This window comes from Streptomyces sp. CNH189, assembly GCF_000527195.1.
This window is the reverse complement of sequence record NZ_AZUS01000002.1, coordinates 196,667-222,167: the sequence shown is the minus strand read 5'-3', so window position 1 is coordinate 222,167 and position 25,501 is coordinate 196,667. Positions and strand designations below refer to the sequence as shown.

The following is a 25,501-nucleotide window of genomic DNA, read 5'->3' as shown; positions in this document are numbered from 1 at the left end:
CCACAACGGCGCGCCCCCGGAGTTGCAGCTCCGGGGGCGCTTTCGGGCCGTCCTACCGTGAGAGGAAACACGACCCAATGAACCCCATCGTCACTGTTCAGGACGCCGTTACCGCGTTCGCCGACTTCATGGAGCCGACGAACGCGGAACTGGACGCGATCGAGCAGGAGATGCCCGTCATCCTGGCGGACGTCGAGCTGCTGGACGCGCACATCACCACGCTGGACCGCACGCCGACCGAGCTGGACAACCGGCGCATCCGGCGGGCCCGCCGCCGCGCGCTGGCCGCCCGCGTCGCCCTGCTCAACCGCAGCGCCGACGCGAGCCTCCCCGGGGGTGCCGCGTGAGGACGTTGACCGCGCAGATGTCGAGCGACGGCAGCGCCTGGCGCCTGTACGTCGTGCTGTACGGCGAGACCGAGTGGCCCACCTTCCGGTGGGAGCGCACGGGACCGGTGCCCACCGGGGCGGAGCGCCGGGCGGCGCTGGCCGCCCTCGGTTACGAGGTGTCGCCGGGCGCGGTGTGGTCCTGGACTGAGGACAGCCGGGACCCCGACGACGACTCCACTGCGGTGGTGCTGATCGCGGCCGTCGCGGTGCGCGGTCAGGACGGGGGTGCGGCATGAGGGCGAAGACCGTTCTGCCGGCCGTCGCGATGACGGCCGTGTCCATGGTGCTCACCCTCGCCGTGGTCGTCATGTGGCTGGGCACGGCGGTGCCGTGGCCGGTCGCCCTGGTCGTCGGTCTCGGTATCGACGGGGGATGGCTGGCCACCCTCGCCTACGAACGCCGCCTCGCCGCTCAGGGCGACCACAACCGGGCCGTGACCGCCGTCGGCTGGTCCTTCGGAATCCTCGCCGCCGGCGTCCTGGTCGCCCACGCCCTCACGGCAGAGCACTCCGCCGGGGCGTGGCTGGCCGTCTCCTGGCTCCCGCTCGCCGCCAAGGCCCTGTGGCTGGTGCACTCCCTGTGGGAACGCACCGCACTCACCCCCGTCGCGCTGGATGCAATTCGCGGGATTCAGCAGGAGGCCCGCGACGAAGCGGCCGTGGCCCGCGCCCGACTGCGGGCGGAAGCCGCGACCGAGGAGACCCGGCTGGCGGCCGTGACGGAGGCCGGGGCCCGCGTCGCACGCGTACAGGCACGGACCGCGCAGACCCTCTCCTCGGCGTGGTCGACGCTGGAGACGGCCCGCGCGGGCGAGGAGACCGGCAGGGCGCTGACCAGCGTGACGAGCCGCGTCACGCCCGGTGTCACGCCCCGCTGGGAGCTGCCCGTGTGGGGGCCGACCGAGCCGCTCACGGCCCGCTCGCTGGAGGCCGTGCCGGCCCTCACCGATGAGGCGCTGGACGTCATCGTCGACGAGATCCGCACCAGCGAGACGCCCGCCCTGTCCTACCGCGAGATGGCCGCCCGGTTCCGCGCCGCCGGGCACGCCGCGTCCGAGATGCGGCTGCGGGCCGCGTGGAAGCGGGTGGTCGCATGACCACCCTGCTCCTGCTCGCCGCCTTATCCGCCGCGTGGGGCGCCCACGCGGTGTGGCTGCTGCACCGGTTGCGAACCGCCCGCCGTGACCCGCTCACCGGCCTGTGGACACGGGACGCCTTCACCCACCAGGCACGCCGACTACTGCGCAACCCGCACGCGGTCGTCGTCCTGGCGGACGTGGACCGGTTCAAGCAGGTCAACGACACCCACGGCCACGCCGCCGGGGACGCTCTCTTGGCTGCCACGGCCTCCCGGTTGGCTCACGCGGTGGGCCGCTCGGGTGTGGTGGGCCGGTTGGGCGGGGACGAGTTCGCCGCCGTCCTGGTCGACCGCGACGGCACGGCTGCCGATCAACTCGCCGTCCTGGCCCGCATCCTCGCCCGCCCCACCGACGCTGCACCCGGCGTGCACACCAGCGTCTCCCTGGGCTGGGTGCGCCGGGCCGACCACCCCGACGAGGACCTGTCCGCCCTGCTCAAGCGCGCGGATGAGGCCATGTACGCGGCCAAGCGCACACCTGCCTCCGTTCGCCGGGCGACGATCGGGCGGCTGCTCGCCTCCGTGACCGGGCGCCGGCCGGGGCGGCGCAGCACGGCATGAGCACCTTGCCCGTCTACCGGTGGCGCCTCGCCCCCGATGGGCTGGCCACCCGTCGCCAGCTGCGTGCCCAAGGGTTGCGGCCCGGCGGCCAGGACGTGGCCGCGCAGCTCGAACGGCCCCGCCGGCGGCGGGGCCCGTTGGTCGCCTACCTGTACCGCGTCGACCTCGCCGTGCCCGTGCGTCCGATGACTCCGGCACGGCGGGCGGCGCTGGAGAAGGCCAACCGCGCACGTCGTACGTGTCCTTCCTGCCGGCGTGATGCCGGATACGTCATCCCCGCAGCGCTGGGCTGTTGCGTGCCCTGCGCCTACCCGAGCCCCCACGAGGGGCCGGAAGGGAGCACCCCGTGAGCAACGCCGACATTCGCCGTCTGGACCGCGAGATCAGGCACACCAGCAAGAAGCTGGAAGCGGTGCGGCGTGGTGAGTTGTGGCCGCTGTCAAGCCGTGAGCGCCGGGCGATGGCTCGCGCCGCCGCGAGTGGCACCTACCGCCTCGCCCGTGGCCGTTCCACCGGCCGTGCGGAGCAGCAGATCGAGTCCACCACCAGCGCGGCTGAGATGCGGCTCACGGCGGAGCTGAACGCGCTGCACGGCGAGCGGCAGCGGCTCATCACCGAGGCCGCCCGCGCCAAGGCCGCCAAGAAGTCCTCCGGCTGGTGGTGACCAGCCAACCCCGCACGCCGGGGTGGCCGCTCTTTCCACGGACCCGGCCACCCCGGCTCTCCCTCGCAACCGCCCCGCGACGGGGCAGTCAGGAGAACTCCCAGCATGTCTGAGAACGTCGTGCACCTCCACAAGGCCACCGACCCGCCCGACTCGACGACCGTCACCACCCTCACCGTCGTCCCCGACGCACCGACCGCGCGGCCGGTGCCGCTGTGGGTGCGCTCCGGGCGCGCGGTGAAGCACGCGGTGACGCACGAGCGCACCCGGTCGGCCGGCCGCGCAGTGGTCCGGCACGGCCTCTACACGTTCAACGGCGGGCGGATCGTGGCCCGTCGGGCGTGGGACGGCCGTACCGGTGCCCGCTACGAGCGGATGATCCGGGCGGCGGAGGCCGCAGGGAACCTGGAAGCGGCGGAGGAGTGGGAGGAGCGGCTGAGCCGTTTCCGCGCCGCCCGCCATCACCGCCGTATGGACCTGCTGCACTCCCCGGTCGACGCGGCCAAGGGCGTAGCTGTCGGCGCCGGCATGAGCGTCGGTGTGCTGATCGCCCTCGGTGTCGTCCTCGCCATCAGCACGGGCGAAGTCTCTGATGTGGTGACGCCGTTGTCGGCGACCATCGACTTCATCGCCTTGCTGATCCGCATCGTGCAGATCGTGTGGGGCCCGGCCCTGACGATCGGTCCGTTCCTGGCGCTGCTCGCGCTGTGGTCCGTCGGCCGCAAGCAGCACGCCGCGCCCCAGTGGGCCCTGCCCGCGAACGTCCGGTCGGGTGAGGGGGAGCCGATCACGCCGTCCATCGTGGTCAAGGCCCTACGCGACCTGGGTATCGCTCCGCTGAAGAACGCCATCAAGGAGATGGGCGACGCGGGCGCGTCGATGCTCGGTCCGATCACCATTGCCGGCTGCGGTGTGGAGGTCGACGTCACCCTGCCGTCCGGGGTGGCGACGGATGAGGTGCAAAAGCGGCGGCGGAAGCTCGCGGAGAACCTCACCCGGCACGAGCACGAGGTGTTCATCACCATCCCGCAGGCCGCCCGCACCGTCCGCCTGTGGATCGCCGACTCCGGCGCGCTGGACGAGCCGATCGGCCCGTCCCCCCTGGTCACCGACGAGACACTCACGGCCGACTACAAGAAGGGCAAGGCCCCGTGGGGCCAGGACCTGCGCGGCGACGCCGCCACGATCAGCCTGTATCAGCGCCACCTTCTCGTCACGGGCCTGTCCAACCAGGGCAAGACCGCCGCCCTGCGCGCGCTCGCCCTGTGGCTCGCGCTGGACCGCTCCGTGCAGTTCTGGATCGCCGACCTGAAGGGCATCGGCGACTGGGCCATGTTCGACGGCATCGCGCAGGTGCTGATCGAGGGCCCCTCCGACGATCACGTCATCCAGGCGACCGAGATGGTCGAGGACGCGGTGGAGGAGATGAACCGGCGGATCGAGGAGCGCCGCCGCGATCCGAACGTCGTGTTCGAGCCGCTGATCGTGGTGGTGGACGAGGCGCAGTTGGCGTTCATGTGCCCGGTCATCGGCGACGACAAGCGCCCGTATGGCGGCTCCAAGGCCACCTCCCGGTACTTCATGGCCGTCCGCAAGGTTCACAACCAGGGCCGTGCGGTCGACGTGCTGATGTGGCAGGGCACGCAGGACCCCACCGATCAGAACCTGCCCAAGCTGGTCCGCGAGGGCGCCCACACCCGCGCCTCCCTCGTGCTGGGCACCGAATCGCAGGCCCGCATGGCTCTGGGGGACAAGGCCGTAGACGGCGGCGCTGCCCCGCACCTGCTGCGCCAGGGTCTGGACAAGGGCACCCTGGTCGTCGCCTCGGACGGCATCGCCATTCCCGCCGGCCAGTCGTCGATCACGGTGCGCACGCATTTCATCGACGACGAGCCCGCGGCTGGGATCGCCGCACGGGCCAAGGCCCTGCGCGATGGGGTCACGACTCTGCGCGTGGTCGACCAGGGCGAGGAGCGGGACGCGCTCGCCGACGTGGCGGCCGTCATCGGCGATGAGGCCCGGCTGCGGACCAACGAGGTCCTCAAGCGGCTGCACGCGCTGGACCCGAAGGTCTACGGCGACCAGTGGACCAACGACCGGCTCAAGGCACTGCTGGAGGAGCACGGCGAGGAGCCGAAGAAGTCGCACGGCGTCATGGTCGTTCACCGCGATCACGTCGCGCGGGCGCTCGCCAACCGCGACGCCGACGGTTCCGCTTCCGCCGCCCAGTAGCGGGGAGGAAACTCCGTCCGGCGCGGGGAGGCGGGGAGAACTCCCCAACCGCCTCCCCGCGCCGCCTCCCCCAGCTTGATCAGCGAAAACGCCGCTTCGGGGAGGCGGGGAGCCTACCTGCACAGACCCCCGAAGCACCCCCCTACAGCACACCTGCAAGGGGAGTGCTCCTGCCTCCCCCAACACCCCTCCGAAGGGATTCCGCATGTACCCCGAGCACACCCCACGCCCTCCCACCGAACGGGCCGTGGAAGTCCACCAGCCCACCCCGATACCGCCCCCGGCCGTCCACCCGGCGCCGGTCGTGCCGGTGCAGCCGGGCACGCTGCCGACGGTGGCGAGCATCGTCCTCCCGGACGGCCGCGTCGTCACCGGCTACGCCATCGACGCCGTCCGCCCGGAGCCGGTCACCGCCAAGCCCGCCGTCTCCCGGACGGCGGTGAACGTCGCCCTCGGAGGCGTCGGGTTCCTCGCGGTGTGCGGCGGACTGCTCCTGCTCACCTCATTCATCGCCGCGCTCACCGCGTTCATCGGCCAGCTCATCATCCTCGCCGCCGTCATCTTCGGCGGCTGGATCGCCGTCCAGGTCCTCGGACCGAGCGGCCACAAGGGCGGCACGACCGTGAACATCCGCCGGGCCGTGTTCAAGCGCAACCACTTCCACAGCTAGCTACGCCAAGGGCGGCCCCCCAATTCCGCCAAGAACTCGGGGCCGCCCTTGTCCAACCAATCCGCAACAGATCTGTTGGAGGTCTCCCAGCATGACCGAACTCAGCGACATCCGGCGAGTGCCGGGAGCGTTTCGGCCCTTACGGGTCTTGGACGCCTACTGCTGCATCGGCGGCGCCACCAAGGGCTACCAGCGGCTCGGCTGGCACGTGACCGGCGTCGACATCCAAGCGCAACCGGACTACTGCGGCAACGTCTTCCACCAGGGCGACGCCGTCGAGTTCATCCGCGCACACGGCCACGAATTCGACTTCATCCACACCTCCCCGCCCTGCCAGGGAGAGGGCGCCCCGACCAAGGGAACCAACCGGGCCCGCAACGCCGCGATCGGCCGCACCTACCCCCGTCTCATCGCCCCGACCCGGACGGCGCCGGAGGCGACCGGCCGGCCGTACGTCATCGAGAACGTCGCCGGCTCCGAGGTCCGTAAAGACCTGCGCCTGTGCGGCGAGATGTTCGGACTCGCGGTCATCATGCACCGCTACTTCGAGTTGGGCGGCTGGACGACACCTCAGCCGATCCACCCGGCGCACCGGGGACGGGTGCGCGGTTGGCGGCACGGCGAGTACCACGAGGGCCCGTACGTGGCCGCGTACGGCAAGGGAGGCGGCAAGGCCACCACCGAAGAGATCCGCGACGCCAAGGGCATCGACTGGTCGACCGACCACTTCCGGCTGCGGGAGGCACTGCCCCCGGCCTACACCGAGTGGATCGGCCGCGCCTACCTCGCCACCCTCACGCCCGTACTGGGGGTGGCCGCATGAGCGACCGTCTGAAGACCGCGCTGAGCCTGGCGGCATGCGGGGTGCCGGTGCTGCCCCTGCGGCGGGGCAAAGTGCCGTTCGGCAACTGCCCGACGTGCAGCGGCAACGCGTGCGGCGGCCGACCCAACATGAAAACCCCCGGCTCGTGCCGGTGCGCCGCCGTCTGCCACGCGTGGGCCGCCGCCACCACCGACCCGGCTGTCGTCGCCTCGCCCTCGTGGGCGGCGGCATGGCGGCGGGCGGTCTGCGTCGGCTACAACCCCGGCGGCGCCGGCCTGACCGTCGTCGACCTGGACGACGCCGACGCCATCGCCTGGGCCCGCAGTGCCCTGCCCGCGACGCGGACCGTGCCGACGACGCGCGGTGAGCACTGGATCTACTGGGGCACCATGCCCTCGCGGAACGCAGTCCGGCCCGGCGTCGACATCAAGTCGACCATGTCCTACGCCCGCTACCTCGGCCCCGGCACCGGGACGATGGCTGACCTGCCGGACGCCGTGCGGGCGCTGGCCGTCAAGGAGCCTTCCCCGGTCCGGCCGACGGCGCATGCGGCCGTCGCGCCCGCCGGTGTCCGGGGCGGGGAGTGCCCGCACCGCACGCCCGCCTACCTCGCCCGTGGCATCGCCATGGCCGAGCAGCGCATCACCGGAGCGTCCAGCGCGGTCCACGCGACCGTGTACCAGACGTTTCTCGCGGTGCTGTCCCGGCACGGCCGGTGCGGCTGCCTCACCGACGCCCACGTCTCCCGTCTGTTCACCGCCGCGCAGGCCAAGGGCGAGACGGCCCGGCACTGCACGGACGCGTGGACGAACGCCCGCACCACATTGGGACTGTGACCATGTCCGACGACGACAAGACCCCCGCCCGCGAGATCATCACCGACTACGCGCAATCCCACTTCCGGTACTTCCGCACCGCCGACGGCACCGTCTACGCCCAACGCAACGGCCACCCCGTGGCCCGCCCCATCCGCTCCCAAGGCACCACGGGAAGCCACCGGCAGGAACTCATGGTCGGACTGTTCAAGGACGGCATCGGCGTGTTCAACGGCACCGCCCTCAAGGAGGCACTCGACCTGATCGAAGCACTCGCGCTGACCGAGGACGTGCAGCCCGTGCACATCCGCGTCGCCCCAGGATGGGACGGCGCAACGTGGCTGGACCTGGGGCGGGCCGACGGACGCTCGGTCCGTATCCACCCCACCGGGTGGAACATCGCCATTCCGGACCCGCGTGAGGTGTGCTGGCGGCGCACCCAGCTCACCGGGGAACTCCCCCTGCCCGCCCGGGACACCGACGGCAAGGGCATCGATCTGCTGCTGCGGCTGTGCAACTTCGCCACCGCTCAGACCGAGTGCCTGGCCATCGCGTGGCTCATCGGCTGCCTGGAACCGTCCGTGCCCGTCCCCGCCCCGTTCCTCACCGGCCCGCAGGGCGCCGGCAAGTCCACCGGCGGACGCATGCTCACCCGGATCATCGAGGGCATGAGCGGCGACCTGCGCCGCGCGCCGAAGGACGAGGAAAACCTGATCGCGGCGGTCGCGGCCGGGTGGGTCACGGCACTCGACAACCTCTCTCACATGACCCCGGACCTGTCCGATGCGATGTGCTGCATCGTCACCGGGGCCGAGAACGTCAAGCGCGCCCTGTTCACCGACGGGGACGTCTTCCGCGCCCGCTACCGCCGCCCGCTGCTTCTCACCGGCATCGACGTCGGCGTCATCCGCCCCGACCTCGCCGAACGTCTGTTGCCGCTCCGGCTGGAACGTCCGCGCGTGCGCCGCACTGAGGCGGAACTGTGGGCGGACTACGCGGAGGCTCTGCCCGTGGTCCTAGGGTCTCTCCTGGACCTCACGGTCAAGGTCCGCGCGGTCGAAGTGGAGACCCCGACCGACCTGCGGATGGCAGACTTCGCGCACCTGTGCGCGCAGCTCGACGCGGCGACCGGTTTCGGGTCGCTCGCCGCCTACCGGGCCGCCCTGGACGACCTCAACGACGACGTGATCGAGGGCGACCTGTTGGCACAGACCGTCCTGCGGCACGCCGCCGACGTTGAACCGGGCACCGCGCAGCGGATGACGTCCACGGAGTGGCTGCACCACTTCACCCGCCTCTACACCGGCGAGGAGTGCCGTCCCCTGCCCAAAGGGTGGCCGACCACCGGCAAAGTCCTCTCCGACCGCCTCAAGCGCCTACAGCCCACCCTCGCCGCCCGCGGCGTGCTCATCGACTCGGGCCGCACCTACGAGGGCCGCTACATCGAGATCAGCCGCGCACCGGCCGCACCACCACACCAACAGCAGACACTCTGACCGCCACGCCGGTCGGCCGGCCACCGGCACAAGCAAGAAGAGCACCCCGGCCTGGCGTGCTCTTCTTGCTGTTCGGCGGCAGCGCCGCCCTGCGAGGACGCGCCGCGCAGCGGCTCCTTCTTCACGTTCTGAGACGCACCGCACCACCACAGACACCCCCTCTCTTTTCCTAAGAGGGGAAATCCTGCGTCATGTGCGTCATGCGGACGCGAAAACGGCCCCTGGCCTGCGAACAAGGGCATGACGCAGACGGCGGCGCCTGCGTCATGCTGCGTCATCTGCGTCATGGCATGACGCAGCCCATGACGTGCCAATGACGCAGCCAAAACGGCTGCGTCATGCCAAAACCGCAGGCCAGACGCCCACATGACGCAGATGACGCTCATGACGCAGAAATCCGCACCTCGGACAGGAACGTTCCGTAAAACCTCGGCTGTGAGGAGCCATTGATGGCCAGCCCCCAGATGCTCAAGCTCCCCGAAGTCCTCACCGAGATCGGCATGAGCCGCGCCGCCTTCTACCGCATGCGCGCACGCGGACAGGCACCGCGCCTCGTGAAGCTGCCCAACGGGCACCTGCGGGTCCGCCGCAGCGACCTGGACGACTGGCTCAGCAACCTGGATTCGCCCGCCTACTGATCACACCCATTCACCACACCACCCCAGGGGCCCGGCTCTCGCCGGGCCCCTTTCGCAGGAAGGCCCCCGATGGGGAAGACGTACGACGTTCGTATCTGGTCTGTCCGCCAGCGGAAGGACCGTGGCCAGAGTTCCGCAGAGCTGCGCTGGAAGACGGGCGAGACTCCGCACTCTCAGACCTTCCGGACCAAGACGCTGGCCGAGGGCCGACGCGCCGAGCTGCTGCGGGCCGCTCACGCCGGCGAGCCGTTCGACGAGTCCACCGGGGTGCCGGTCTCCGAGCTACGCAAGCGCAACGACGTGAGTTGGTATCAGCACGCCCGCGAGTACATCGAGATGAAGTGGCAGCACTCCCCCGGTTCGACGCGCCGGACGCTCGCGGAAGCCATGGCCACGGTGACGCCGGCGCTTGTCACGAACACCAAGGGCATGGCCGACGCCAAGACGGTGCGGACGGCTCTCTATAGCTGGGCGTTCAACATGAGCCGCCGTGACCAGGAACTCCCGGACGATGTGGCCGCCGTGCTGGCGTGGTTCGAGCGGAAGTCGCTGCCCACCTCCGCGCTGGCCGACCGGATGCACGTGCGCGCGGCTCTGGACGCCCTGACCAAGAAGCTGGACGGCACCACGGCATCCGCGTCGACCATCCGGCGGAAGCGGGCCATCTTCCACAACGCCCTCGGCTACGCCGTCGACGCCGGCCGTCTGACAGACAACCCCCTGCCTCAGGTGCAGTGGAAAGCTCCAGAGCAGGTAGCCGAGGAACTGGACCCCGCCTCAGTGCCAGACCCCCGGCAGGCTCTCGCGCTGCTCGATGCCGTGCGCACGCAGAGCCTCCGCGGGCGTCGCCTGGTCGCATTCTTCGGCTGCATGTACTACGCGGCGGCACGGCCGGCGGAAGTCATCGGCCTCCGTCTCCAGGACTGCGACCTGCCCCGGCGAGGGTGGGGCACTCTGCGGCTACGAGAAACCCGCCCACGCTCGGGGTCGGCCTGGACGGACAGCGGTGAAGCGCACGACCGGCGAGGGCTCAAGCACCGCCCCCGGAAAGCGGTCCGCACCGTGCCGATCCCGCCCGATCTCGTGAGTCTGCTCCGGTGGCACGTCACCGCGTACGGCGTCGCCCCCGACGGGCGGCTGTTCCGGACGCAGCGCGGCGGGCTGATCCAGGACACCGGATACGGCGAGGTATGGGCGGAAGCCCGCGCGCGTGCTCTCACGCCCGCTCAGTGCGCGTCGCCGCTCGCCAAGCGTCCATATGATCTTCGCCACGCGGCCGTGTCCACATGGCTCAGCTCCGGGGTGGAGCCGCAGGAGGTAGCTGCCCGCGCCGGCCACAGCGTGGCCGTGCTGTTCCGGGTGTACGCCAAGTGCCTGGACGGCGGTGCGGCCACAGCGAACGCCCGGATCGAGCGGGCATTGAGGAGCGGCGCCTAGGGGCCGAAGCTGCCCCACGCCTGCCCCACACGGACTGGTCAGCACCCGAATCAGAGTGAGACACACTGGGAAAAGCGCCCATAACGATCAGGTCGGGCCGGTCAACGAACAAGACCCCCTCCGTCCTGCGTTTCCGCAGTTCGGAGGGGGTCTCGTTTCAACTTTCTCAGCGTGGCGGCGCCAGGATTCGAACCTGGGAAGGCTGAGCCGGCAGATTTACAGTCTGCTCCCTTTGGCCGCTCGGGCACACCGCCGGGTTTGCTGCACCTGAGTCCGCCTCTCGGCGGTGCTCGCTGGCAACGACGTAAACAATACCCGATGGACAGGGGTGCTCCGCCACCCGATTGATCTCCACCCCGGGGCCGGGGGGTGACTAGGCTGGTCCGGATGCGGTCCGGGGCCGACACCGGGCCCGGAGGCCGCCTCACGTACGCCGGTACGCGTCCGGCGCGCAGCCCGATACGCACCCCGATACAAGGAGCCACAGGACATGGCCGACTCCAGTTTCGACATCGTCTCGAAGGTCGAGCGGCAGGAGGTCGACAACGCCCTCAACCAGACCGCCAAGGAGATCTCGCAGCGCTACGACTTCAAGGGCGTGGGCGCCTCGATCTCGTGGTCCGGGGAGAAGATCCTCATGGAGGCGAACTCCGAGGACCGGGTGAAGGCAGTCCTCGACGTCTTCCAGTCCAAGCTGATCAAGCGGGGCATCTCCCTGAAGGCCCTGGACGCGGGTGAGCCGCAGCTCTCGGGCAAGGAGTACAAGATCTTCGCGTCGATCGAGGAGGGCATCTCCCAGGACAACGCGAAGAAGGTCGCGAAGATCATCCGCGACGAGGGCCCCAAGGGTGTGAAGGCCCAGGTGCAGGGTGACGAGCTGCGCGTCAGCTCCAAGAGTCGCGACGACCTCCAGGCCGTCATCGCGCTGCTGAAGGGCAAGGACTTCGACTTCGCCCTGCAGTTCGTGAACTACCGGTAGGTCTGCCGGCGCGCCGGACGGACAAGGAACGGGTGGGTGCCGCTCGGGTGCCCACCCTTTTCGTGCGCGCGGTGCCGTCAGTCGCGCGAATGGCCGAACAGGAGGCGGTAGGCGATCAGCAGGACCAGTGAGCCGCCGATCGCGGCCACCCACGTGGTGCCGTCGTAGAAGTCCTTGCTGATCGGGTGGTCGAACCAGCGGGAAGAGATCCAGCCGCCGATGAACGCGCCGGCGACACCGATCAGCGTCGTGCCGATGAGACCGCCCGGGTCGCGGCCGGGCAGCAGGAACTTCGCGATGGCCCCGGCCAACAGGCCAAGGATGATCCAACTGATGATCGTCATGCCGAGTACCTGCCCTCTCCCGCCGGCCCTTGCACCATGAAGGACGTCACGAGTCCACCTTCCGGTTGCTCTTGATCAGTAGGGTGCGGCCTCATGACGAACTCGCCGGGCCCCGGACTGCGCCGCACCCTCGGCGCGCGTGACGCCGTCGTCGTCGGGCTGGGCGCGATGCTGGGGGCGGGGATCTTCGCCGCGCTCGCGCCCGCCGCACGGGCGGCCGGTTCCGGGCTGCTCCTCGGGCTGGCGGCCGCCGCCCTGGTCGCCTACTGCAACGCGGACTCCTCCGCGCGCCTCGCCGCGCTGTACCCGGCCTCGGGCGGCACCTATGTGTACGGGCGTGAGCGGCTGGGCGCGTTCTGGGGTTACCTGGCCGGCTGGGCGTTCGTGGTCGGCAAGACGGCGTCCTGCGCGGCGATGGCGCTCACCGTGGGGGCGTACGTCTGGCCGGGGCAGGCGCACGCCGTCGCCGTCGGCGCCGTGGTGCTGGTCACGGCGGTCGACTACGGCGGTGTCCAGAAGTCCGCGTGGGTGACGCGGGTGATCGTGGGTGTGGTCCTGGCGGTCCTCGCTTCCGTGGTGGTCGTGTGTCTGACGTCGGGGGAAGCCGGCTACGGGCGTCTGGACACCGGTGTCGAGGGCGGGGCCGGCGGGGTGCTCCAGGCGGCCGGTCTGCTGTTCTTCGCGTTCGCGGGATACGCGCGGATCGCGACCCTCGGTGAGGAGGTGCGGAACCCGACGCGCACCATCCCTCGGGCCGTCCGGGTGGCCCTGGGTGTCGCTCTGGCCGTGTACGCGGTGGTCGCTGTGGCGGTCCTTTCCGTTCTGGGGGCTCGGGAGTTGGGTGAGTCCTCCGCGCCGCTGGCCGACGCGGTGCGGGCCGCCGGGGTGCCCGGGCTCGCGCCGGTCGTACGGGCGGGCGCGGCGGTGGCCGCGTTGGGGTCGCTGCTGGCCCTGCTGCTGGGGGTGTCGCGGACGACGCTGGCCATGGCCCGGGACCGGCACCTTCCGGGAGCGCTGGCCGCCGTGCACCCGCGGTTCCGGGTGCCGCACCGGGCGGAGCTGGCCGTCGGCGTTGTGGTCGCCGTCCTGGCCGCCACCGTGGATGTGCGGGGCGCGATCGGGTTCTCCTCCTTCGGTGTGCTGACGTACTACGCGGTGGCGAACGCCTCGGCCTGGACGCTCGGTCCGGGAGTGGTGGCCCGGGTGGTGCCGGTGGTGGGGCTCGCCGGATGCCTGGTGCTGGCGTTCTCGTTGCCGGCGGTCTCGGTGGTCGTGGGCGCGGCGGTGCTCGGCGGGGGTGTGGCGGCCTACGGCGTGCGGAAGGTGTGGGGGCGGCGGAGGGCTCGGGGCGAGCGGTAGGGCCTCGGCGCGAGAGACCCCGAGCCCGCGCCCGTCCCGAAGCGCACCGAGGTGTGTCAGGGGCCTCGGCGTATGCGGTGCGGCGGAACCGGACCCGGTGGCTCGTACCGCTTCTCGTGCTCGGTCGTGTGCTCGTGTTCGGTCATGGGTTCATCATGCGGTCCGGTCACGAGGCGTGTGCGGACCTGTGGACAACTCCGCGGTTGTGGACAACTCCCCCGCCGTCGGGCGTCCCGTGAGGACGCCCGGGGGCTCACCAGCGGTCCGTGAACGCCTGATCCGTACGGACGATCTCGCGGCCCAGCGGGAACAGGGAGACCGGGATCAGCTTGAAGTTGGCGATGCCGAGGGGGATGCCGATGATCGTCACGCACAGGGCGATGCCGGTGACGATGTGGCCGAGGGCGAGCCACCAGCCCGCGAGGAGCAGCCACAGCACGTTGACGACGAAGGACGGGGCTCCGGCGTCGCGGCGCTCGACCGTGGTGTACCCGAAGGGCCACAGGGCGTAGACGCCGATGCGGAACGCGGCCACACCGAAGGGGATGCCGATGATCGTGATGCACAGCAGCAGGCCGGCGAGCATGTAGCCGAGGAACAGCCAGAAGCCGCTGAAGACGAGCCAGATCAGATTCAGGACGGTCTTCACAGGTGGCCTGCCATCTTCTCGAGCCGGGCGATGCGTTCCGCCATCGGCGGGTGGGTGGAGAACATCTTCGCGAGCCCCTGCCCCGGGCGGAACGGGTTCGCGATCATCATGTGGCTGGCCGTCTCGATGCGGGGCTCGGGGGGCAGCGGAAGCTGCTTGGTGCCCTGCTCCAGCTTGCGCAGGGCGCTCGCCAGGGCCCGGGGGTCGCCGGTGAGCTGGGCGCCGGAGGCGTCCGCCTCGTACTCCCGGGAGCGGCTGACGGCCAGCTGGATGAGGGACGCCGCGAGCGGGCCGAGGAGAAGGATCAGCAGCATGCCGAGGAGGCCAGGGCCGTCGTCGTCGTCCGAGCGGCCGATCGGGATCAGCCAGGCGAAGTTGACCAGGAACATGATCACGGAGGCGAGGGCGCCGGCGACGGAGGAGATCAGGATGTCGCGGTTGTAGACGTGGCTGAGCTCATGGCCGATGACACCGCGCAGTTCGCGCTCGTCGAGCAGGCGCAGGATGCCCTCGGTGCAGCACACCGCGGCGTTGCGCGGATTGCGGCCGGTGGCGAAGGCGTTGGGCGCCTCCGTCGGCGAGATGTACAGGCGGGGCATGGGCTGGCGTGCCTGCGTGGAGAGGTCGCGGACCATCCGGTACAGGCCCGGCGCCTCGAACTCGCTCACCGGACGGGCCCGCATGGCCCGCAGGGCCAGTTTGTCGCTGTTCCAGTAGGCGTAGGCGTTGGTGCCCAGAGCGACGACGACGGCGACGACGAGCCCCATGCGGCCGAAGAAACTGCCGATGACGATGATGAGTGCGGACAGTCCCCCGAGGAGGACAGCGGTCCTGAGCCCGTTGTGCCGGCGGTGCACGGTACGCCCTCCAAGTCGTGCGGCAGGGGAACCCTTGCTTACTGATCTTCCTTCTGACCTGCGCTGCCCACTGGTGCCGTGGTCTCACGTCCAGTGGACCCTCCCGTACCGGTCAACGCCAGGCGAGAGGCACTAGTTCCCTTGTGCGCGTGGTGGCGCGTGTCAACCGTCCAGGTGACGGCCGTTCGGTGCAGGGCCCGCGGCACGCTCGCCTGGAGGCCGGGCGTCTCCCCGCGCGCGTGGACGTCCGCGCTAGAACAGCCCGGTGTCCGTGAAGCGCAGGACCAGCTGGGGAGCCCCGGACAGGGCGATGCCGAGGACGCCGGTGAGGGCGAGCGCCGCGGTGAGGGGGGCGGTCAGGCGGTGGGTGGCCGCTTCGCCCTCCGGTGCGCGGAACAGCAGCGCCGTCCAGCGCAGGTAGTAGACCAGCGCGATGACGACGTTGACGGCCATGACGACGGCCAGCCAGCCGAGCCCTGCGTCGACGGCCGCGGCGAACACCGTGACCTTGGCGAAGAGGCCGATGACGCCCGGCGGGAGTCCTGCGAGGCACAGCAGGAAGAAGCCCATGAGCAGCGCGGTGAGCGGGCTCGCGGCGTACAGGCCGCGGTAGTCGGCGACCCGGTTGAGCCGGTGCGCGCGGCCGACGAGGGCGGCCACGGCGAAGGCGCCCAGGTTCACGGCGCCGTACATGAGGGCGTAGGCGAGGGTGGAGCCGATCGACCGCTCGGGGTCGTCGGAGTAGCCGGCGGCGGCGATCGGCACCAGGAGGTAGCCGGCCTGGCCGACGGACGACCAGGCGAGGAGGCGTACGGCGCTGTACGCGCGCGTGGACCGCTGGCGCAGGGCACCGAGGTTCCCGACGGTCATGGTGAGGGCGGCCAGCACGGCGAGCGCGGGAGCCCACGCGTCGGCGTACGAGGGCAGGGCGACGACCGTGACGAGGATGAGGCCGGAGAAGCCGACCGCCTTGCCGATGACCGACAGGTACGCGGCGACGGGCAGTGGGGCGCCCACGTAGGTGTCGGGGACCCAGAAGTGGAAGGGGACGGCGGCCGTCTTGAACGCGAAGCCGACGAGGGTGAGGACGACGCCGGTCTGCGCGAGGGTCTGGAGCTGCCCGTCGACGTGCTGGATGCGCTCGGCGACCCGGGTGAGGTGGAGGGTCCCGGTGGCCGCGTAGACGAAGCTGATGCCGAGCAGGCTGACGGCGGTGGCGGTGACGGAGGACAGGAAGAACTTCAGCGCCGCCTCGGAGGACCTGCGGTCGCCGTGGCGCAGGCCGACCAGGGCGAAGGCGGGCAGGGACGCCACCTCCAGGGCGACGACCAGGGTCGCGAGGTCCCGGGAGGCGGGCAGCAGGGCGGCGCCGGCCGCGGAGGAGAGGAACAGGAACCAGTACTCGCCCTCGGGGAGCCGCTTGCCGGAGTCCTTCAGCGCGGTGACGGACAGCAACGCTGCCAGCAGGGCGCCGCCGAGGACCAGGAACTGGATGACGAGGGTGAAGCGGTCCGCGGTGTAGCTGCACACCTCGGTGTCGCCGACCAGGCAGAAGGTGGAGCGGTCGGCGTCGAGGAGGGGCAGCAGCATGAGCGCGGCGGCCGCGAGTCCGGCCACCGCGATCCAGCCGAGCAAGGGCTTCCTGGCCTCGGCGACGAACAGGTCGGCGACCAACACGACGAGTCCGACGACCGCCGCGATGGTGGGCGGTGCGATGGCCAGCCAGTCGACGGACTGGACGAGGGAGCTCATCGGGTGCCTCCTGCGAGGAGCTGCTGCACGGCCGGGTCGGTCAGCCCGAGGAGGGCCTTGGGCCACAGGCCGGCGACGACGGTGAGGACGACGAGCGGGGTCCAGGCCGCGAACTCGTAGGAGCGCACGTCGGTGAGGCGCGGGGCGTCGTCCCGGGGCGCGGCGCCCATGCAGACCCGGCGGACGACGATCAGCAGGTAGGCGGCGGTGAGCAGGGTGCCGAACGCGCCGATCGACATGAAGGTGAGGAAGGCCGGGCGGCTCAGTCCCTCGGCGGGGTCGAAGGCTCCGAACAGCGCCAGCATCTCACCCCAGAACCCGGCGAGGCCGGGCAGGCCGAGGGAGGCGACGGCGGCGAAGGCGAGCAGGCCTCCGAGGCGCGGGGCCCTGCCGTAGAGCGCGGCTCCGGTCTCCTGGGCGAGGGCGTCGAGGTCGGTGCTGCCGGTGCGCTCCTTCAGACCGCCGACCAGGAAGAACAGCAGGCCGGTGATGAGGCCGTGGGCGACGTTGGCGAACAGGGCGCCGTTGACGCCGGTCGGGGTCATGGTCGCGATGCCGAGGAGGACGAAGCCCATGTGGCCGACGGAGGAGTAGGCGATGAGCCGCTTGAGGTCGCCCTTGGCGCCCTTCCTGGCCAGGGCGAGGCAGGCGAGGGATCCGTAGACGATGCCGACGACGGCGAAGGCGGCCAGGTACGGCGCGAAGGTGCGGAAGCCGTCCGGGGCGGCCGGGAGGAGGATCCGCACGAAGCCGTACGTGCCCATCTTCAGCAGGACGCCGGCCAGCAGGACCGAGCCGACCGTCGGCGCGGCGGTGTGGGCGTCGGGCAGCCAGCTGTGCAGGGGCCACATCGGCGTCTTCACCGCGAGCCCGATCCCGACCGCCAGTACGGCGATGACCTGCACGGACGTGGTCAGCGACCGGCCGTTGTCAGTGGCGAGTGCCACCATGTCGAACGTGCCCGCCTTGATCCCGATCAGGAGCAGGCCGAGCAGCATGACCACCGAGCCGAGCAGCGTGTACAGGATGAACTTCCAGGCGGCCTCGGCCCGGCCCTCGCCGCCCCAGCGGGCGATGAGGAAGTACATCGGGACGAGGACCGTCTCGAAGGCGAGGAAGAACAGGACCAGGTCGAGGACGGCGAAGGTCGCCAGGGTGCCGGACTCGAGGACGAGCAGCAGGGCGACGAAGGCCTTCGGGGACGGTCCCGCGGGCGGCTTGAAGTACGAGTAGAGGGCGCTGAGGAAGGCCAGCAGAGCGGTCAGGACCAGGAGGGGGAGCGAGATGCCGTCGGTGCCGAGGTGGATCCGCACGTCGAGTGCGGGGATCCAGCTGATGTCGGTCGTGGCCTGCATCTTCGACGGCTGGTCGTGGTCGAAGCCGAGTGCCAGGGCGATCGCCGCGGCGAGGATCACGCCGGTGACGGTGACGCCGTGCCGCAGTACGGCCTGCTCGGGCGACTTCCCCTTCAGTCCGGGCGGTGCGGGCAGCAGAGCGGCGGCGGCGCCCAGGAGCGGGCCGACGACGAGGAACGCCAGAAGGAACTGCATCACGGACTCGTTGATATCGATCACGCCTGCTCACGCTCCCGTGGCGACGAGGACGGCGGCGACCGCGAGGACGACGGTGCCGGCGAGCAGCGCGCTCACATAGGTCTGCAGATTGCCGGTCTGGGCCCGTCGTACGGCGGCGCCGAGCCAGCGGGGCAGGGTGCCCGCGCCGCGTACGTAGGTGTCGACGACCTCCCGGTCGAGGAACCGTACGAGGCTCGCGCCGGCCCGGACCGGGCGGACGAACAGCGCCGAGTACACGGCGTCCAGGTGGAAGCCGACGGCGGCGTGCCGGTGCAGCCGGCCGAGCAGCAGCCGCCCGGGGTCCGAGGGGTCGGCCGCGTAGGCGACGTCCCCGTAGGCCGGTTCGTGGCTCGCGATGGCCTCCGCCTCGACCAGGCCGGCGTCACCCTCGGGGTGGGCGGCGACGGCGCCGAGCGGGACGCGGGCGGCGTGCGCGGTGGTGTGCCGCCAGGTGGCGTAGGTGACGATGCCGCCGACCAGGGCCACGCCCGTGCCGAGCACGGAGGTGGTGAGGGTCGGGGTGAGGTCGTGGCCGTCGAACCAGTCGGGCAGCACCCGGAAGGCGAGCCCGCCGAGCGCCAGCGACGGGACGGCGAGCACCCACAGCACGGTGGTCATGGTCAGCGGCTGCCGGCCGTGGTCGGGGGCCTCGGTGCCGCTGCCGCGGAAGGCGAGCAGCCACAGCCGCGTCGCGTAGGCGGCGGTGAGGAGGGCGGTGAGCAGACCGGCGAGGAGGACGATCCAGCCCGCCGCTGCGGGAGCGTGCTCGGTGTGGCCGGTGACGACGTGTTCGGCGACGCCGAGGACGGCCTCCTTGGAGAAGAAGCCGCTGAACGGCGGGATCGCGGCGAGCGCGAGCAGCGCCACGGTCATCGTCCAGTAGGCGTCGGGGACGCGGTCGCGCAGGTGGCTCATGCGGGACATGGCGGCCAGCGAGTTGGTGCCGGCGGCGTGGATGATCACGCCGGCGGCGAGGAACAGCAGCGCCTTGAAGGCGCCGTGGGACAGGAGGTGGAAGACGGCGGCGCCCCGGTCGGCGACGGCGAGGGCGCCGGTCATGTAGCCGAGCTGGCCGATCGTCGAGTAGGCGAGGACGCGTTTGATGTCGTCCTGGGCGAGGGCGGCGAGCGCCGAACCGGTCATCGTCACGGCGGCCATGACGGCGAGGACGGTCATCGCGGCCTGTGAGGCCTCGAAGAGCGGGAGGAGACGGGCGACGAAGTAGACGCCGGCGGCGACCATCGTCGCGGCGTGGATCAGCGCGGAGACGGGCGTGGGGCCCGCCATCGCGTCGGGGAGCCAGGTGTGCAGCGGGAACTGCGCGGACTTGCCGGCCACGCCCGCGAGGAGCAGCAGGGCGATCAGCGTCGGGTGGTCGATGCCGCCGTGCGCGACGGCGCCGAGGATCCGGGTGACGCGGAAGGACCCGGCGTCGGCGGCGAGCGCGAACAGGCCGATGAGGAAGGGGACGTCGCCGAGCTTGGTGACCAGGAAGGCCTTGAGCGATGCGGCGCGGGCCTCGGGGGTCTCCCAGTAGTGGCCGACGAGGAAGTAGGAGCAGATGCCCATGACTTCCCAGCCGACCAGCAGCACCATCAGGTCGCCGGTGTAGACGACCAGGAGCATCGCGGAGGTGAACAGCGAGACCAGGGCGGCGTAGGACGGGTAGCGCGGGTCGTCGCGCAGGTAGCCCGTGGAGTAGATCTGCACGCAGGTGGCGACGGTGGCGACGACCACGGCGGTGAGGGCGGCGAACCCGTCGATGTGCAGGGCGAGTTCGATCGGGACCGAGCCGGTGGGGGTGAGCTCGGTGGCGGCGTCGACCGGGCCGCCGCCGCCCTGGCGCGCGGCGACGGCGGCGGCGAGCGCCAGACAGGCCAGTGTCGGCAGGACGGCGAGCGGGCGGGCGAAGCCGGGTGCGGTGCGGCCCAGCAGCAGACCGGTGAGCGCGCCGAGGAACGGAAGGAGGGGGACGAGGACGGCGAGGGTGGTCGTGGTCACGCGGTGGCCTCGGCCTTCTCGCCGGCGGCCGGGGCGGGGATGGCGCGGCCGGTGGCGTCGCTGTGGGGGTCGTCGGGGTCGTGGCCCTCGGCGGTGTCGCGGAGCCGGTCGATGTCGGAGCTGCCGCGGTTGCGGTACACGGCGAGGACGATCGCGAGGCCGATGCCGATCTCGGCGGCGGCGATGGCGATGGTGAAGAGGGCCAGGGCCTGTCCGGAGTGCAGCGTCTCCTCGGCGGCCCGGCTGAGCCAGACGTCGAAGGCGACGAGGTTCAGGTTGACGGCGTTGAGCATCAGCTCGACCGACATCAGCACGAGGATCGCGTTGCGGCGGGCGAGGACGCCGTAGACGCCGGTGCAGAAGAGGAGGGCGGACAGGACGGCGGGATAGGCGAGGTGCATCAGCGGGCTCCTTCCTGGTCGCGCCGGGTGCGGGTCGCGCCGGTCGCCGTGCCGGACGCGGTCGCGTCCCCCGCGCCGGGCTCGGAGCCGGCCTTGGCCTTGCGGGACAGGACGATCGCGCCGACGAGGGCGGCGAGGAGGAGGACGGACAGGGCCTCGAAGGGGAGGACCCAGTGCTGGAAGAGGCTGGCGCCGGTGACGTCGGTGGAGCCGGCGGGGGCTCCGTCCAGGTCGATCCAGGTGGTGCGGAAGGCGTCGACGACCACCCAGACCAGGGCCGCCGCCGCGGCGACGGCGACGGCGAGGGCGACCCACCGGTTGCCGGAGTCGGCGTCCGGTGAGCGGCCGACGGGGGCACGGGTGAGCATCAGCCCGAACAGCAGCAGCACGACGACGGAACCGACGTAGATGAGGACCTGCACCCAGGCGATGAACTCGGCGGTGAGCAGGAGGTATTCGACGGCGAGCCCGCCGAGGGCCACCACCAGCCACAGGGCGGCGTGCACCAGCTGCCGGGTGGTGACGGTGACGACGGCGGCCCCGAGGGTGACGAGGCCGACGAGGAGGAAGGTGATCTCGACGCCGGTCGGGGAGAGGAAACCGTGCGACCCGGCGGCGGTCGTGGCGTGCGCGGCCGTTCCCGCGGCTGCGGTCAGGGTCACGACTCCTCCTCCTGCGGTTCGGCCTGGGCGGCGGCGAGCTTGTCGGCGGTCTTGCGGGCGGCGGCCACTTCCTTCGGCTCCTCGGCCCCGGGATCGAGGGCGGGCGGGGCCGGGACGGTCCACATCCACTCGCGGAGCTTGTCGCGCTCGTGGGTGAGGTCGCGGATGTCGGTCTCGGCGTACTCGAACTCCGGGGACCAGAACAGCGCGTCGAAGGGGCAGACCTCGATGCAGATACCGCAGTACATGCACAGGGAGAAGTCGATGGCGAAACGGTCGAGGACGTTGCGGCTGCGTTCGCGGCCTCCGGGGGCCGCCGGAGGGACGGTCTCCTTGTGCGAGTCGATGTAGATGCACCAGTCGGGGCACTCGCGGGCGCACAGCATGCAGACCGTGCAGTTCTCCTCGAACAGGCCGATCACCCCGCGGCTGCGGGGCGGCAGTTGGGGCTGGGTGTCCGGGTAGGGGGCGGTGACGGACTTCCGCGTCATCGTCCGCAGGGTGACGGCCAGGCCCTTGGCCAGGCCGGAGCCGGGGATCGGGGCCATCACAGGAACACCACCTTGACGACGCCGGTGAGGGCGATCTGGGCGAGGGAGAGGGGGACCAGGAGCGTCCAGCTGAACTTCTGCAGCTGGTCCTCGCGCATGCGGGGGTAGGTGACGCGCAGCCAGATGACGACGAAGGCGAGGACGGCGGTCTTCAGCAGGGTCCACACCCAGCCGAGGCCGTCGGCGCCCCAGGGGCCGTGCCAGCCGCCCAGGAAGAGGACGGTGGTCAGGCCGCACAGGACGACGATGCCGGCGTACTCGGCGAGGAGGAACAGGGCGAAGCGGAGACCGGTGTACTCGGTGTACGCGCCGAAGATGATCTCCGAGTCGGCGACCGGCATGTCGAAGGGCGGGCGCTGGAGTTCGGCGAGGCCCGCGATGAAGAAGACCAGCGCGCCGGTGATCTGCCAGGGCACCCACCACCACTCGAACGCGTCGAGGATGCCGACGAGGGAGACGGTGCCGGCGGCCATCGCCACCGAGGCGGCGGTGAGCAGCATCGGGAGTTCGTAGGCGAGGAGCTGGGCGGCGGTGCGCAGGCCGCCGAGGAGGGAGAACTTGTTGGCGGAGGCCCAGCCGGCCATCAGTGAGCCGAGGACACCGACGCCCATCACGGCGAGCACGAAGAACACGCCCGCGTCGATCACCTGGCCGACCGCGCCCTCGCCGGGGCCGATCGGGACGGCGAGCAGGACGAGGAGGTACGGCAGCAGCGCGACGGCGGGCGCGATCTGGAAGACGCGGCGGTCCGCGCCGGCCGGGACGACGTCCTCCTTCTGCGCGAACTTCACGCCGTCGGCGATGAGCTGGGCCCAGCCGTGGAAGCCGCCGGCGTACATCGGGCCGAGGCGGCCCTGCATGTGGGCCATCACCTTGTGCTCGGTCTGGCCCACGATCAGGGGGAAGGTGAGGAAGACGACGAACACGACCAGGAGTCGCAGGGCGACGTCGAGCACGTCGTTCACTGCCGGCCTCCTGAGGGGTCGTCGGGGGTGTTCGTGTCGGGGCTGTTCGTGTCAGGGCTGCGGGATTCGGGACGCGGCCCGTTCTCCGGCTCCGGCTGGGGACGCGCTTGCGACTCCGGTTCGGGACGCGCTTCCGGCTCCGGTTCGGGACGCGCTTCCGGCTCCGGTTCGGGACGCGCTGCGGGGGCCGACTGGGGACGCGCTTCGGGGGCCGGTTCGGGACGCCGCCCGTCCTCCGGTTCGGGACGCGCTTCCGGCTCCGGCTCCGGCTCAGGACGCGCTCCGGGGGCCGGCGCGGGCCGGGGCTCGGCCTCCGGCCCGGGACGCGGCCCGTCCTCCGGCTCCGGCTCAGGATGGGGCGCGGCTTCCGGCTTCGGTTCCTCGAAGGCGGGCCGTGCGTGGTGCCACGGGGCGTCCGGGCTGCGCGGGGCGGCGGGCGGCTTGCGGTCGCGGGGTTCCTCGGCGGGAGCCGCTGCCGTGTCGTCGGCGGCCGGCGCCTGTTCCTGTTCCGCGCGCTGACTCGCTGAGCCCTCGGACGCGGACCGCGCCCGGCGGGGACCGCCCGTGCCCGGGGCGTCCTCGCGCTGCGACGCCGACCCCTCGCTCGCGCCGCGCGACCGGCGCGCGGGGGCGTCCGGCCGCCGGCTGGCGGAGCCCTCGGACGCCGAGCGCGCCCGACGAGGCGTACCGCTCTCAGCAGCCCCCCGCCGGCTCGCGGACCCCTCCGACACCGACCGCGCCCTGCGTGGGGTGGCCGGCGACTCGGCCGCGGTCGCGTCGGCGCCGTCCTCCGCCGTCGCCCCCGCCCCCGCCGTCTGGCTCGCCGAGCCCTCGGAGACGGAGCGGGTGCGCCGGGGCGGGCGTTCGCCCGGTGTGCGTGCCGCCGCGGTGGCCGCGCGGCGGGCCGGGCGGGCCGGGGCGGGCGGGAGCTGGCCCTTGAGGGGGCCCCACTCGTTGGGGTCGGGCACGCCCGGCGGCAGCATCTGCCGCCGCTTGGGGCCGCCGTGCTCGGACTCCCCCGGTTCCTTGGCACCGGGCCACGCCTTGGCGACCCGGGCCGCGAGGACGAAGTCCTTGCGCAGCGGGTGGCCCTCGAAGCCCTCGGGCAGCAGCAGGTGGTCCAGGCCGGGGTGTCCGGTGAAGGCGACGCCGAACATCTCGTGGGTCTCGCGTTCGTGCCAGGCCGCGCCCGCGTAGACACCCACGGCGGACGGCAGTTCCGGGGCGTCGTGCGGCACCGTGGTGCGCAGCAGGAGCCGCCGTACCGGGGACAGGGCGGCGACGTGGGCGGTCACGCGGAAGCCGGTGCCGGGTTCGTCGACCGCGCTGAGCCAGTCGAAGAAGGTGCAGCCCAGCCGGTCGCGCGCGGCCTCCAGCGCGGGGATCCAGGCGTCGGACGGCACGTCGACGGTGAGGACGCCGTACGACTCCTCCGCCGTGGCCTGCGCGCCGAAGAGTTCCTCCACGTCCGCGGGGAGCCAGCCGACGGTGGTCATCCGGCGGCCCCCTCACCCTTCGGCGCGTCACCCTTCGGCCCGTCCTTCGGTGCGGGGGGCTCGACCAGCCCGCTCCGCAGGGTCGCCGCCGAGGGGCGTCCGGCGGAGGCGGTGCCGTACCGCTCCCCCAGGGACTCGCGGGCGATCTTCTCCTGGAGCTTGAGGATGCCCTGGAGCAGCGCCTCGGGCCGGGGCGGGCAGCCGGGGACGTAGACGTCGACCGGGATGATCTGGTCGACGCCCTTGGTGACGGAGTAGGAGTCCCAGTAGGGGCCGCCGCAGTTGCTGCACGCCCCGAAGGAGATGACGTACTTCGGCTCGGGCATCTGCTCGTAGAGGCGCTTCACGGCGGGCGCCATCTTGTCGGTGACCGTGCCGGAGACGACCATCAGGTCGGCCTGGCGGGGCCCCGGGGCGAACGGGATGACGCCGAGGCGGATGAAGTCGTGCCGGGCCATCGACGCGGCGATGAACTCGATCGCGCAGCAGGCGAGGCCGAAGTTGAACACCCAGAGCGAGTAGCGGCGGCCCCAGTTGAGGACCACCTTCATCGGCTCGGGGGCGAGCCGGGCGAGCGCGCCGAGCCTCGCCGTGCCGTCGCCGGAGGGACGTCCAGGTTCCGGCAGCAGCACCGGCTCGGAGGCGGCGGGGTTCACGTCCATGTCAGGACGCCCTTCTTGTAGGCGTACAGCAGGCCCACGGCGAGGAAGCCGAGGAAGACGAACATCTCCACGAGGGTGGTCGCGCCGTAGCCGTCGGCGGCGAAGACGGTCGCCCAGGGGAAGAGGAAGATCGAGTCGACGGCGAAGATCACGTAGAGGAAGGCGTAGACGTAGTAGCGGACCTGGGTGTGGGCCCAGCCCTCGCCGACGGGGTCGACGCCGCACTCGTACGTCAGCAGCTTCTCCGGGGTGGGCACCACCGGCCGCAGCAGGCGGCCCGCCCCGAAGGCGACGGCGACGAACAGCACGCCGACGACGGCGAGCAGTCCGACGACCGAGTAGGACTGGAAGTAGTCCGCCGCGACGACGGTCGTTTCCCGCACGTCC

At 71.8% G+C, this 25,501-nt stretch carries 28 protein-coding genes and 1 tRNA gene; 15 read left to right on the top strand and 14 right to left on the bottom strand.

The genetic code is table 11. The annotated features are described in order from the left end of the window. Positions 1-77 precede the first annotated feature (77 nt). The 13 genes from B100_RS0103890 to B100_RS0103835 all read left to right on the top strand — a co-directional run bounded on the left by B100_RS0103890 (position 78) and on the right by B100_RS0103835 (position 10,862). The gene (locus B100_RS0103890; RefSeq protein WP_024883154.1) at positions 78-347 is read left to right on the top strand and encodes a DUF6284 family protein; all 270 of its coding nucleotides are present in this window, start codon (positions 78-80) and stop codon (positions 345-347) included. After that, the gene (locus B100_RS0103885) at positions 344-625 is read left to right on the top strand and encodes a DUF6303 family protein (protein WP_024883153.1); all 282 of its coding nucleotides are present in this window, start codon (positions 344-346) and stop codon (positions 623-625) included. Before B100_RS0103890 ends, B100_RS0103885 begins: the two co-directional genes overlap by 4 nt. Then, positions 622-1,485 (top strand): hypothetical protein, encoded by an 864-nt coding sequence (locus B100_RS0103880; protein ID WP_024883152.1) that lies wholly within the window; start codon positions 622-624, stop codon positions 1,483-1,485. Before B100_RS0103885 ends, B100_RS0103880 begins: the two co-directional genes overlap by 4 nt. Continuing rightward, positions 1,482-2,087 carry a GGDEF domain-containing protein gene (locus tag B100_RS0103875; protein WP_024883151.1) on the top strand — a complete coding sequence of 202 codons (606 nt, stop codon included), beginning with the start codon at positions 1,482-1,484 and terminating at the stop codon, positions 2,085-2,087. Before B100_RS0103880 ends, B100_RS0103875 begins: the two co-directional genes overlap by 4 nt. After that, complete coding sequence (locus tag B100_RS35240; RefSeq protein WP_078540706.1) at positions 2,084-2,437, top strand: RRQRL motif-containing zinc-binding protein; 354 nt, start codon at positions 2,084-2,086, stop codon at positions 2,435-2,437. The genes B100_RS0103875 and B100_RS35240 overlap by 4 nt, the downstream gene beginning before the upstream one ends. After that, complete coding sequence (locus B100_RS0103870; RefSeq protein ID WP_024883150.1) at positions 2,434-2,751, top strand: hypothetical protein; 318 nt, start codon at positions 2,434-2,436, stop codon at positions 2,749-2,751. Before B100_RS35240 ends, B100_RS0103870 begins: the two co-directional genes overlap by 4 nt. Positions 2,752-2,856: 105 nt before the next feature. After that, positions 2,857-4,983 (top strand): FtsK/SpoIIIE domain-containing protein, encoded by a 2,127-nt coding sequence (locus B100_RS0103865; RefSeq protein WP_024883149.1) that lies wholly within the window; start codon positions 2,857-2,859, stop codon positions 4,981-4,983. Positions 4,984-5,188: 205 nt separating this feature from the next. Continuing rightward, entirely contained in the window at positions 5,189-5,653 is a 465-nt protein-coding gene (locus B100_RS0103860; RefSeq protein WP_024883148.1) for a hypothetical protein, read from the top strand. A gap of 91 nt (positions 5,654-5,744) precedes the next feature. Beyond that, entirely contained in the window at positions 5,745-6,476 is a 732-nt protein-coding gene (locus B100_RS0103855) for a hypothetical protein (RefSeq protein WP_024883147.1), read from the top strand. Then, complete coding sequence (locus B100_RS0103850; RefSeq protein ID WP_024883146.1) at positions 6,473-7,312, top strand: bifunctional DNA primase/polymerase; 840 nt, start codon at positions 6,473-6,475, stop codon at positions 7,310-7,312. The genes B100_RS0103855 and B100_RS0103850 overlap by 4 nt, the downstream gene beginning before the upstream one ends. Before the next feature lie 2 nt (positions 7,313-7,314). After that, complete coding sequence (locus B100_RS0103845) at positions 7,315-8,787, top strand: hypothetical protein (protein ID WP_024883145.1); 1,473 nt, start codon at positions 7,315-7,317, stop codon at positions 8,785-8,787. Positions 8,788-9,236: 449 nt separating this feature from the next. Beyond that, entirely contained in the window at positions 9,237-9,425 is a 189-nt protein-coding gene (locus tag B100_RS0103840; protein WP_019525248.1) for a helix-turn-helix transcriptional regulator, read from the top strand. Between the two features lie 69 nt (positions 9,426-9,494). Then, positions 9,495-10,862, top strand: coding sequence for a tyrosine-type recombinase/integrase (locus tag B100_RS0103835; protein ID WP_024883144.1), 1,368 nt, complete (start codon positions 9,495-9,497; stop codon positions 10,860-10,862). 172 nt (positions 10,863-11,034) lie between these two features. Here B100_RS0103835 and B100_RS0103830 read toward each other — a convergent pair. Further along, positions 11,035-11,116 (bottom strand) — tRNA-Tyr (locus B100_RS0103830). 236 nt (positions 11,117-11,352) lie between these two features. Here B100_RS0103830 and B100_RS0103825 point away from each other — a divergent pair. Next, positions 11,353-11,841 carry a YajQ family cyclic di-GMP-binding protein gene (locus B100_RS0103825; RefSeq protein WP_024883143.1) on the top strand — a complete coding sequence of 163 codons (489 nt, stop codon included), beginning with the start codon at positions 11,353-11,355 and terminating at the stop codon, positions 11,839-11,841. A 77-nt stretch (positions 11,842-11,918) separates the two neighbouring features. On the opposite strand, the gene B100_RS0103820 is transcribed toward B100_RS0103825, so the two are convergent. Then, positions 11,919-12,185, bottom strand: a complete 267-nt coding sequence (locus B100_RS0103820; RefSeq protein ID WP_024883142.1) for a GlsB/YeaQ/YmgE family stress response membrane protein — start codon at positions 12,183-12,185, stop codon at positions 11,919-11,921. A gap of 93 nt (positions 12,186-12,278) precedes the next feature. On the opposite strand from B100_RS0103820, the gene B100_RS0103815 reads away from it, so the two are divergent. Beyond that, positions 12,279-13,544, top strand: a complete 1,266-nt coding sequence (locus tag B100_RS0103815; protein ID WP_024883141.1) for an APC family permease — start codon at positions 12,279-12,281, stop codon at positions 13,542-13,544. 253 nt (positions 13,545-13,797) lie between these two features. On the opposite strand, the gene B100_RS0103810 is transcribed toward B100_RS0103815, so the two are convergent. From B100_RS0103810 to B100_RS0103755, 12 genes are all read right to left on the bottom strand, one after another. Then, positions 13,798-14,193: a YccF domain-containing protein gene (locus tag B100_RS0103810; RefSeq protein WP_024883140.1), complete on the bottom strand. Its 396-nt coding sequence runs from the start codon at positions 14,191-14,193 to the stop codon at positions 13,798-13,800. Continuing rightward, positions 14,190-15,050 carry a zinc metalloprotease HtpX gene (htpX, locus tag B100_RS0103805; protein ID WP_024883139.1) on the bottom strand — a complete coding sequence of 287 codons (861 nt, stop codon included), beginning with the start codon at positions 15,048-15,050 and terminating at the stop codon, positions 14,190-14,192. Before htpX ends, B100_RS0103810 begins: the two co-directional genes overlap by 4 nt. Before the next feature lie 252 nt (positions 15,051-15,302). Then, positions 15,303-16,802 (bottom strand): NADH-quinone oxidoreductase subunit N, encoded by a 1,500-nt coding sequence (locus tag B100_RS0103800; RefSeq protein ID WP_024883138.1) that lies wholly within the window; start codon positions 16,800-16,802, stop codon positions 15,303-15,305. Next, positions 16,799-18,376, bottom strand: a complete 1,578-nt coding sequence (locus tag B100_RS0103795; RefSeq protein ID WP_024883137.1) for an NADH-quinone oxidoreductase subunit M — start codon at positions 18,374-18,376, stop codon at positions 16,799-16,801. Before B100_RS0103795 ends, B100_RS0103800 begins: the two co-directional genes overlap by 4 nt. Before the next feature lie 6 nt (positions 18,377-18,382). Then, entirely contained in the window at positions 18,383-20,377 is a 1,995-nt protein-coding gene (locus B100_RS0103790; protein ID WP_024883136.1) for an NADH-quinone oxidoreductase subunit L, read from the bottom strand. Further along, positions 20,374-20,778 (bottom strand): NADH-quinone oxidoreductase subunit NuoK, encoded by a 405-nt coding sequence (gene nuoK, locus B100_RS0103785; protein WP_024883135.1) that lies wholly within the window; start codon positions 20,776-20,778, stop codon positions 20,374-20,376. The genes B100_RS0103790 and nuoK overlap by 4 nt, the downstream gene beginning before the upstream one ends. Next, on the bottom strand, positions 20,778-21,440 hold the full coding sequence (locus tag B100_RS0103780) for an NADH-quinone oxidoreductase subunit J (protein WP_024883134.1): 663 nt from the start codon (positions 21,438-21,440) through the stop codon (positions 20,778-20,780). Before B100_RS0103780 ends, nuoK begins: the two co-directional genes overlap by 1 nt. Beyond that, entirely contained in the window at positions 21,437-21,988 is a 552-nt protein-coding gene (locus B100_RS0103775) for a NuoI/complex I 23 kDa subunit family protein (protein ID WP_024883133.1), read from the bottom strand. The genes B100_RS0103780 and B100_RS0103775 overlap by 4 nt, the downstream gene beginning before the upstream one ends. Then, positions 21,988-22,956 (bottom strand): complex I subunit 1 family protein, encoded by a 969-nt coding sequence (locus B100_RS0103770; protein WP_024883132.1) that lies wholly within the window; start codon positions 22,954-22,956, stop codon positions 21,988-21,990. The genes B100_RS0103775 and B100_RS0103770 overlap by 1 nt, the downstream gene beginning before the upstream one ends. Continuing rightward, a complete protein-coding gene (locus B100_RS0103765; protein WP_024883131.1) occupies positions 22,953-24,452 on the bottom strand; it encodes an NADH-quinone oxidoreductase subunit C in 1,500 nt (499 codons plus the stop codon). Before B100_RS0103765 ends, B100_RS0103770 begins: the two co-directional genes overlap by 4 nt. Then, positions 24,449-25,114, bottom strand: a complete 666-nt coding sequence (locus B100_RS0103760) for a NuoB/complex I 20 kDa subunit family protein (protein ID WP_024883130.1) — start codon at positions 25,112-25,114, stop codon at positions 24,449-24,451. The genes B100_RS0103765 and B100_RS0103760 overlap by 4 nt, the downstream gene beginning before the upstream one ends. Next, the gene (locus B100_RS0103755) at positions 25,105-25,497 is read right to left on the bottom strand and encodes an NADH-quinone oxidoreductase subunit A (RefSeq protein ID WP_024883129.1); all 393 of its coding nucleotides are present in this window, start codon (positions 25,495-25,497) and stop codon (positions 25,105-25,107) included. The genes B100_RS0103760 and B100_RS0103755 overlap by 10 nt, the downstream gene beginning before the upstream one ends. Positions 25,498-25,501 lie beyond the last annotated feature (4 nt).

Bases quoted from the DNA above. Each gene is read 5' to 3' on its own strand.
- B100_RS0103890 (WP_024883154.1), top strand. From the start codon at position 78: ATGAACCCCATCGTCACTGTTCAGGACGCCGTTACCGCGTTCGCCGAC.
- B100_RS0103880 (WP_024883152.1), top strand. From the start codon at position 622: ATGAGGGCGAAGACCGTTCTGCCGGCCGTCGCGATGACGGCCGTGTCC.
- B100_RS0103875 (WP_024883151.1), top strand. From the start codon at position 1,482: ATGACCACCCTGCTCCTGCTCGCCGCCTTATCCGCCGCGTGGGGCGCC.
- B100_RS35240 (WP_078540706.1), top strand. From the start codon at position 2,084: ATGAGCACCTTGCCCGTCTACCGGTGGCGCCTCGCCCCCGATGGGCTG.
- B100_RS0103865 (WP_024883149.1), top strand. From the start codon at position 2,857: ATGTCTGAGAACGTCGTGCACCTCCACAAGGCCACCGACCCGCCCGAC.
- B100_RS0103860 (WP_024883148.1), top strand. From the start codon at position 5,189: ATGTACCCCGAGCACACCCCACGCCCTCCCACCGAACGGGCCGTGGAA.
- B100_RS0103855 (WP_024883147.1), top strand. From the start codon at position 5,745: ATGACCGAACTCAGCGACATCCGGCGAGTGCCGGGAGCGTTTCGGCCC.
- B100_RS0103850 (WP_024883146.1), top strand. From the start codon at position 6,473: ATGAGCGACCGTCTGAAGACCGCGCTGAGCCTGGCGGCATGCGGGGTG.
- B100_RS0103845 (WP_024883145.1), top strand. From the start codon at position 7,315: ATGTCCGACGACGACAAGACCCCCGCCCGCGAGATCATCACCGACTAC.
- B100_RS0103840 (WP_019525248.1), top strand. From the start codon at position 9,237: ATGGCCAGCCCCCAGATGCTCAAGCTCCCCGAAGTCCTCACCGAGATC.
- B100_RS0103835 (WP_024883144.1), top strand. From the start codon at position 9,495: ATGGGGAAGACGTACGACGTTCGTATCTGGTCTGTCCGCCAGCGGAAG.
- B100_RS0103825 (WP_024883143.1), top strand. From the start codon at position 11,353: ATGGCCGACTCCAGTTTCGACATCGTCTCGAAGGTCGAGCGGCAGGAG.
- B100_RS0103820 (WP_024883142.1), bottom strand. From the start codon at position 12,185: ATGACGATCATCAGTTGGATCATCCTTGGCCTGTTGGCCGGGGCCATC.
- B100_RS0103815 (WP_024883141.1), top strand. From the start codon at position 12,279: ATGACGAACTCGCCGGGCCCCGGACTGCGCCGCACCCTCGGCGCGCGT.
- B100_RS0103800 (WP_024883138.1), bottom strand. From the start codon at position 16,802: ATGAGCTCCCTCGTCCAGTCCGTCGACTGGCTGGCCATCGCACCGCCC.
- nuoK (WP_024883135.1), bottom strand. From the start codon at position 20,778: ATGCACCTCGCCTATCCCGCCGTCCTGTCCGCCCTCCTCTTCTGCACC.
- B100_RS0103775 (WP_024883133.1), bottom strand. From the start codon at position 21,988: ATGGCCCCGATCCCCGGCTCCGGCCTGGCCAAGGGCCTGGCCGTCACC.
- B100_RS0103765 (WP_024883131.1), bottom strand. From the start codon at position 24,452: ATGACCACCGTCGGCTGGCTCCCCGCGGACGTGGAGGAACTCTTCGGC.
- B100_RS0103760 (WP_024883130.1), bottom strand. From the start codon at position 25,114: ATGGACGTGAACCCCGCCGCCTCCGAGCCGGTGCTGCTGCCGGAACCT.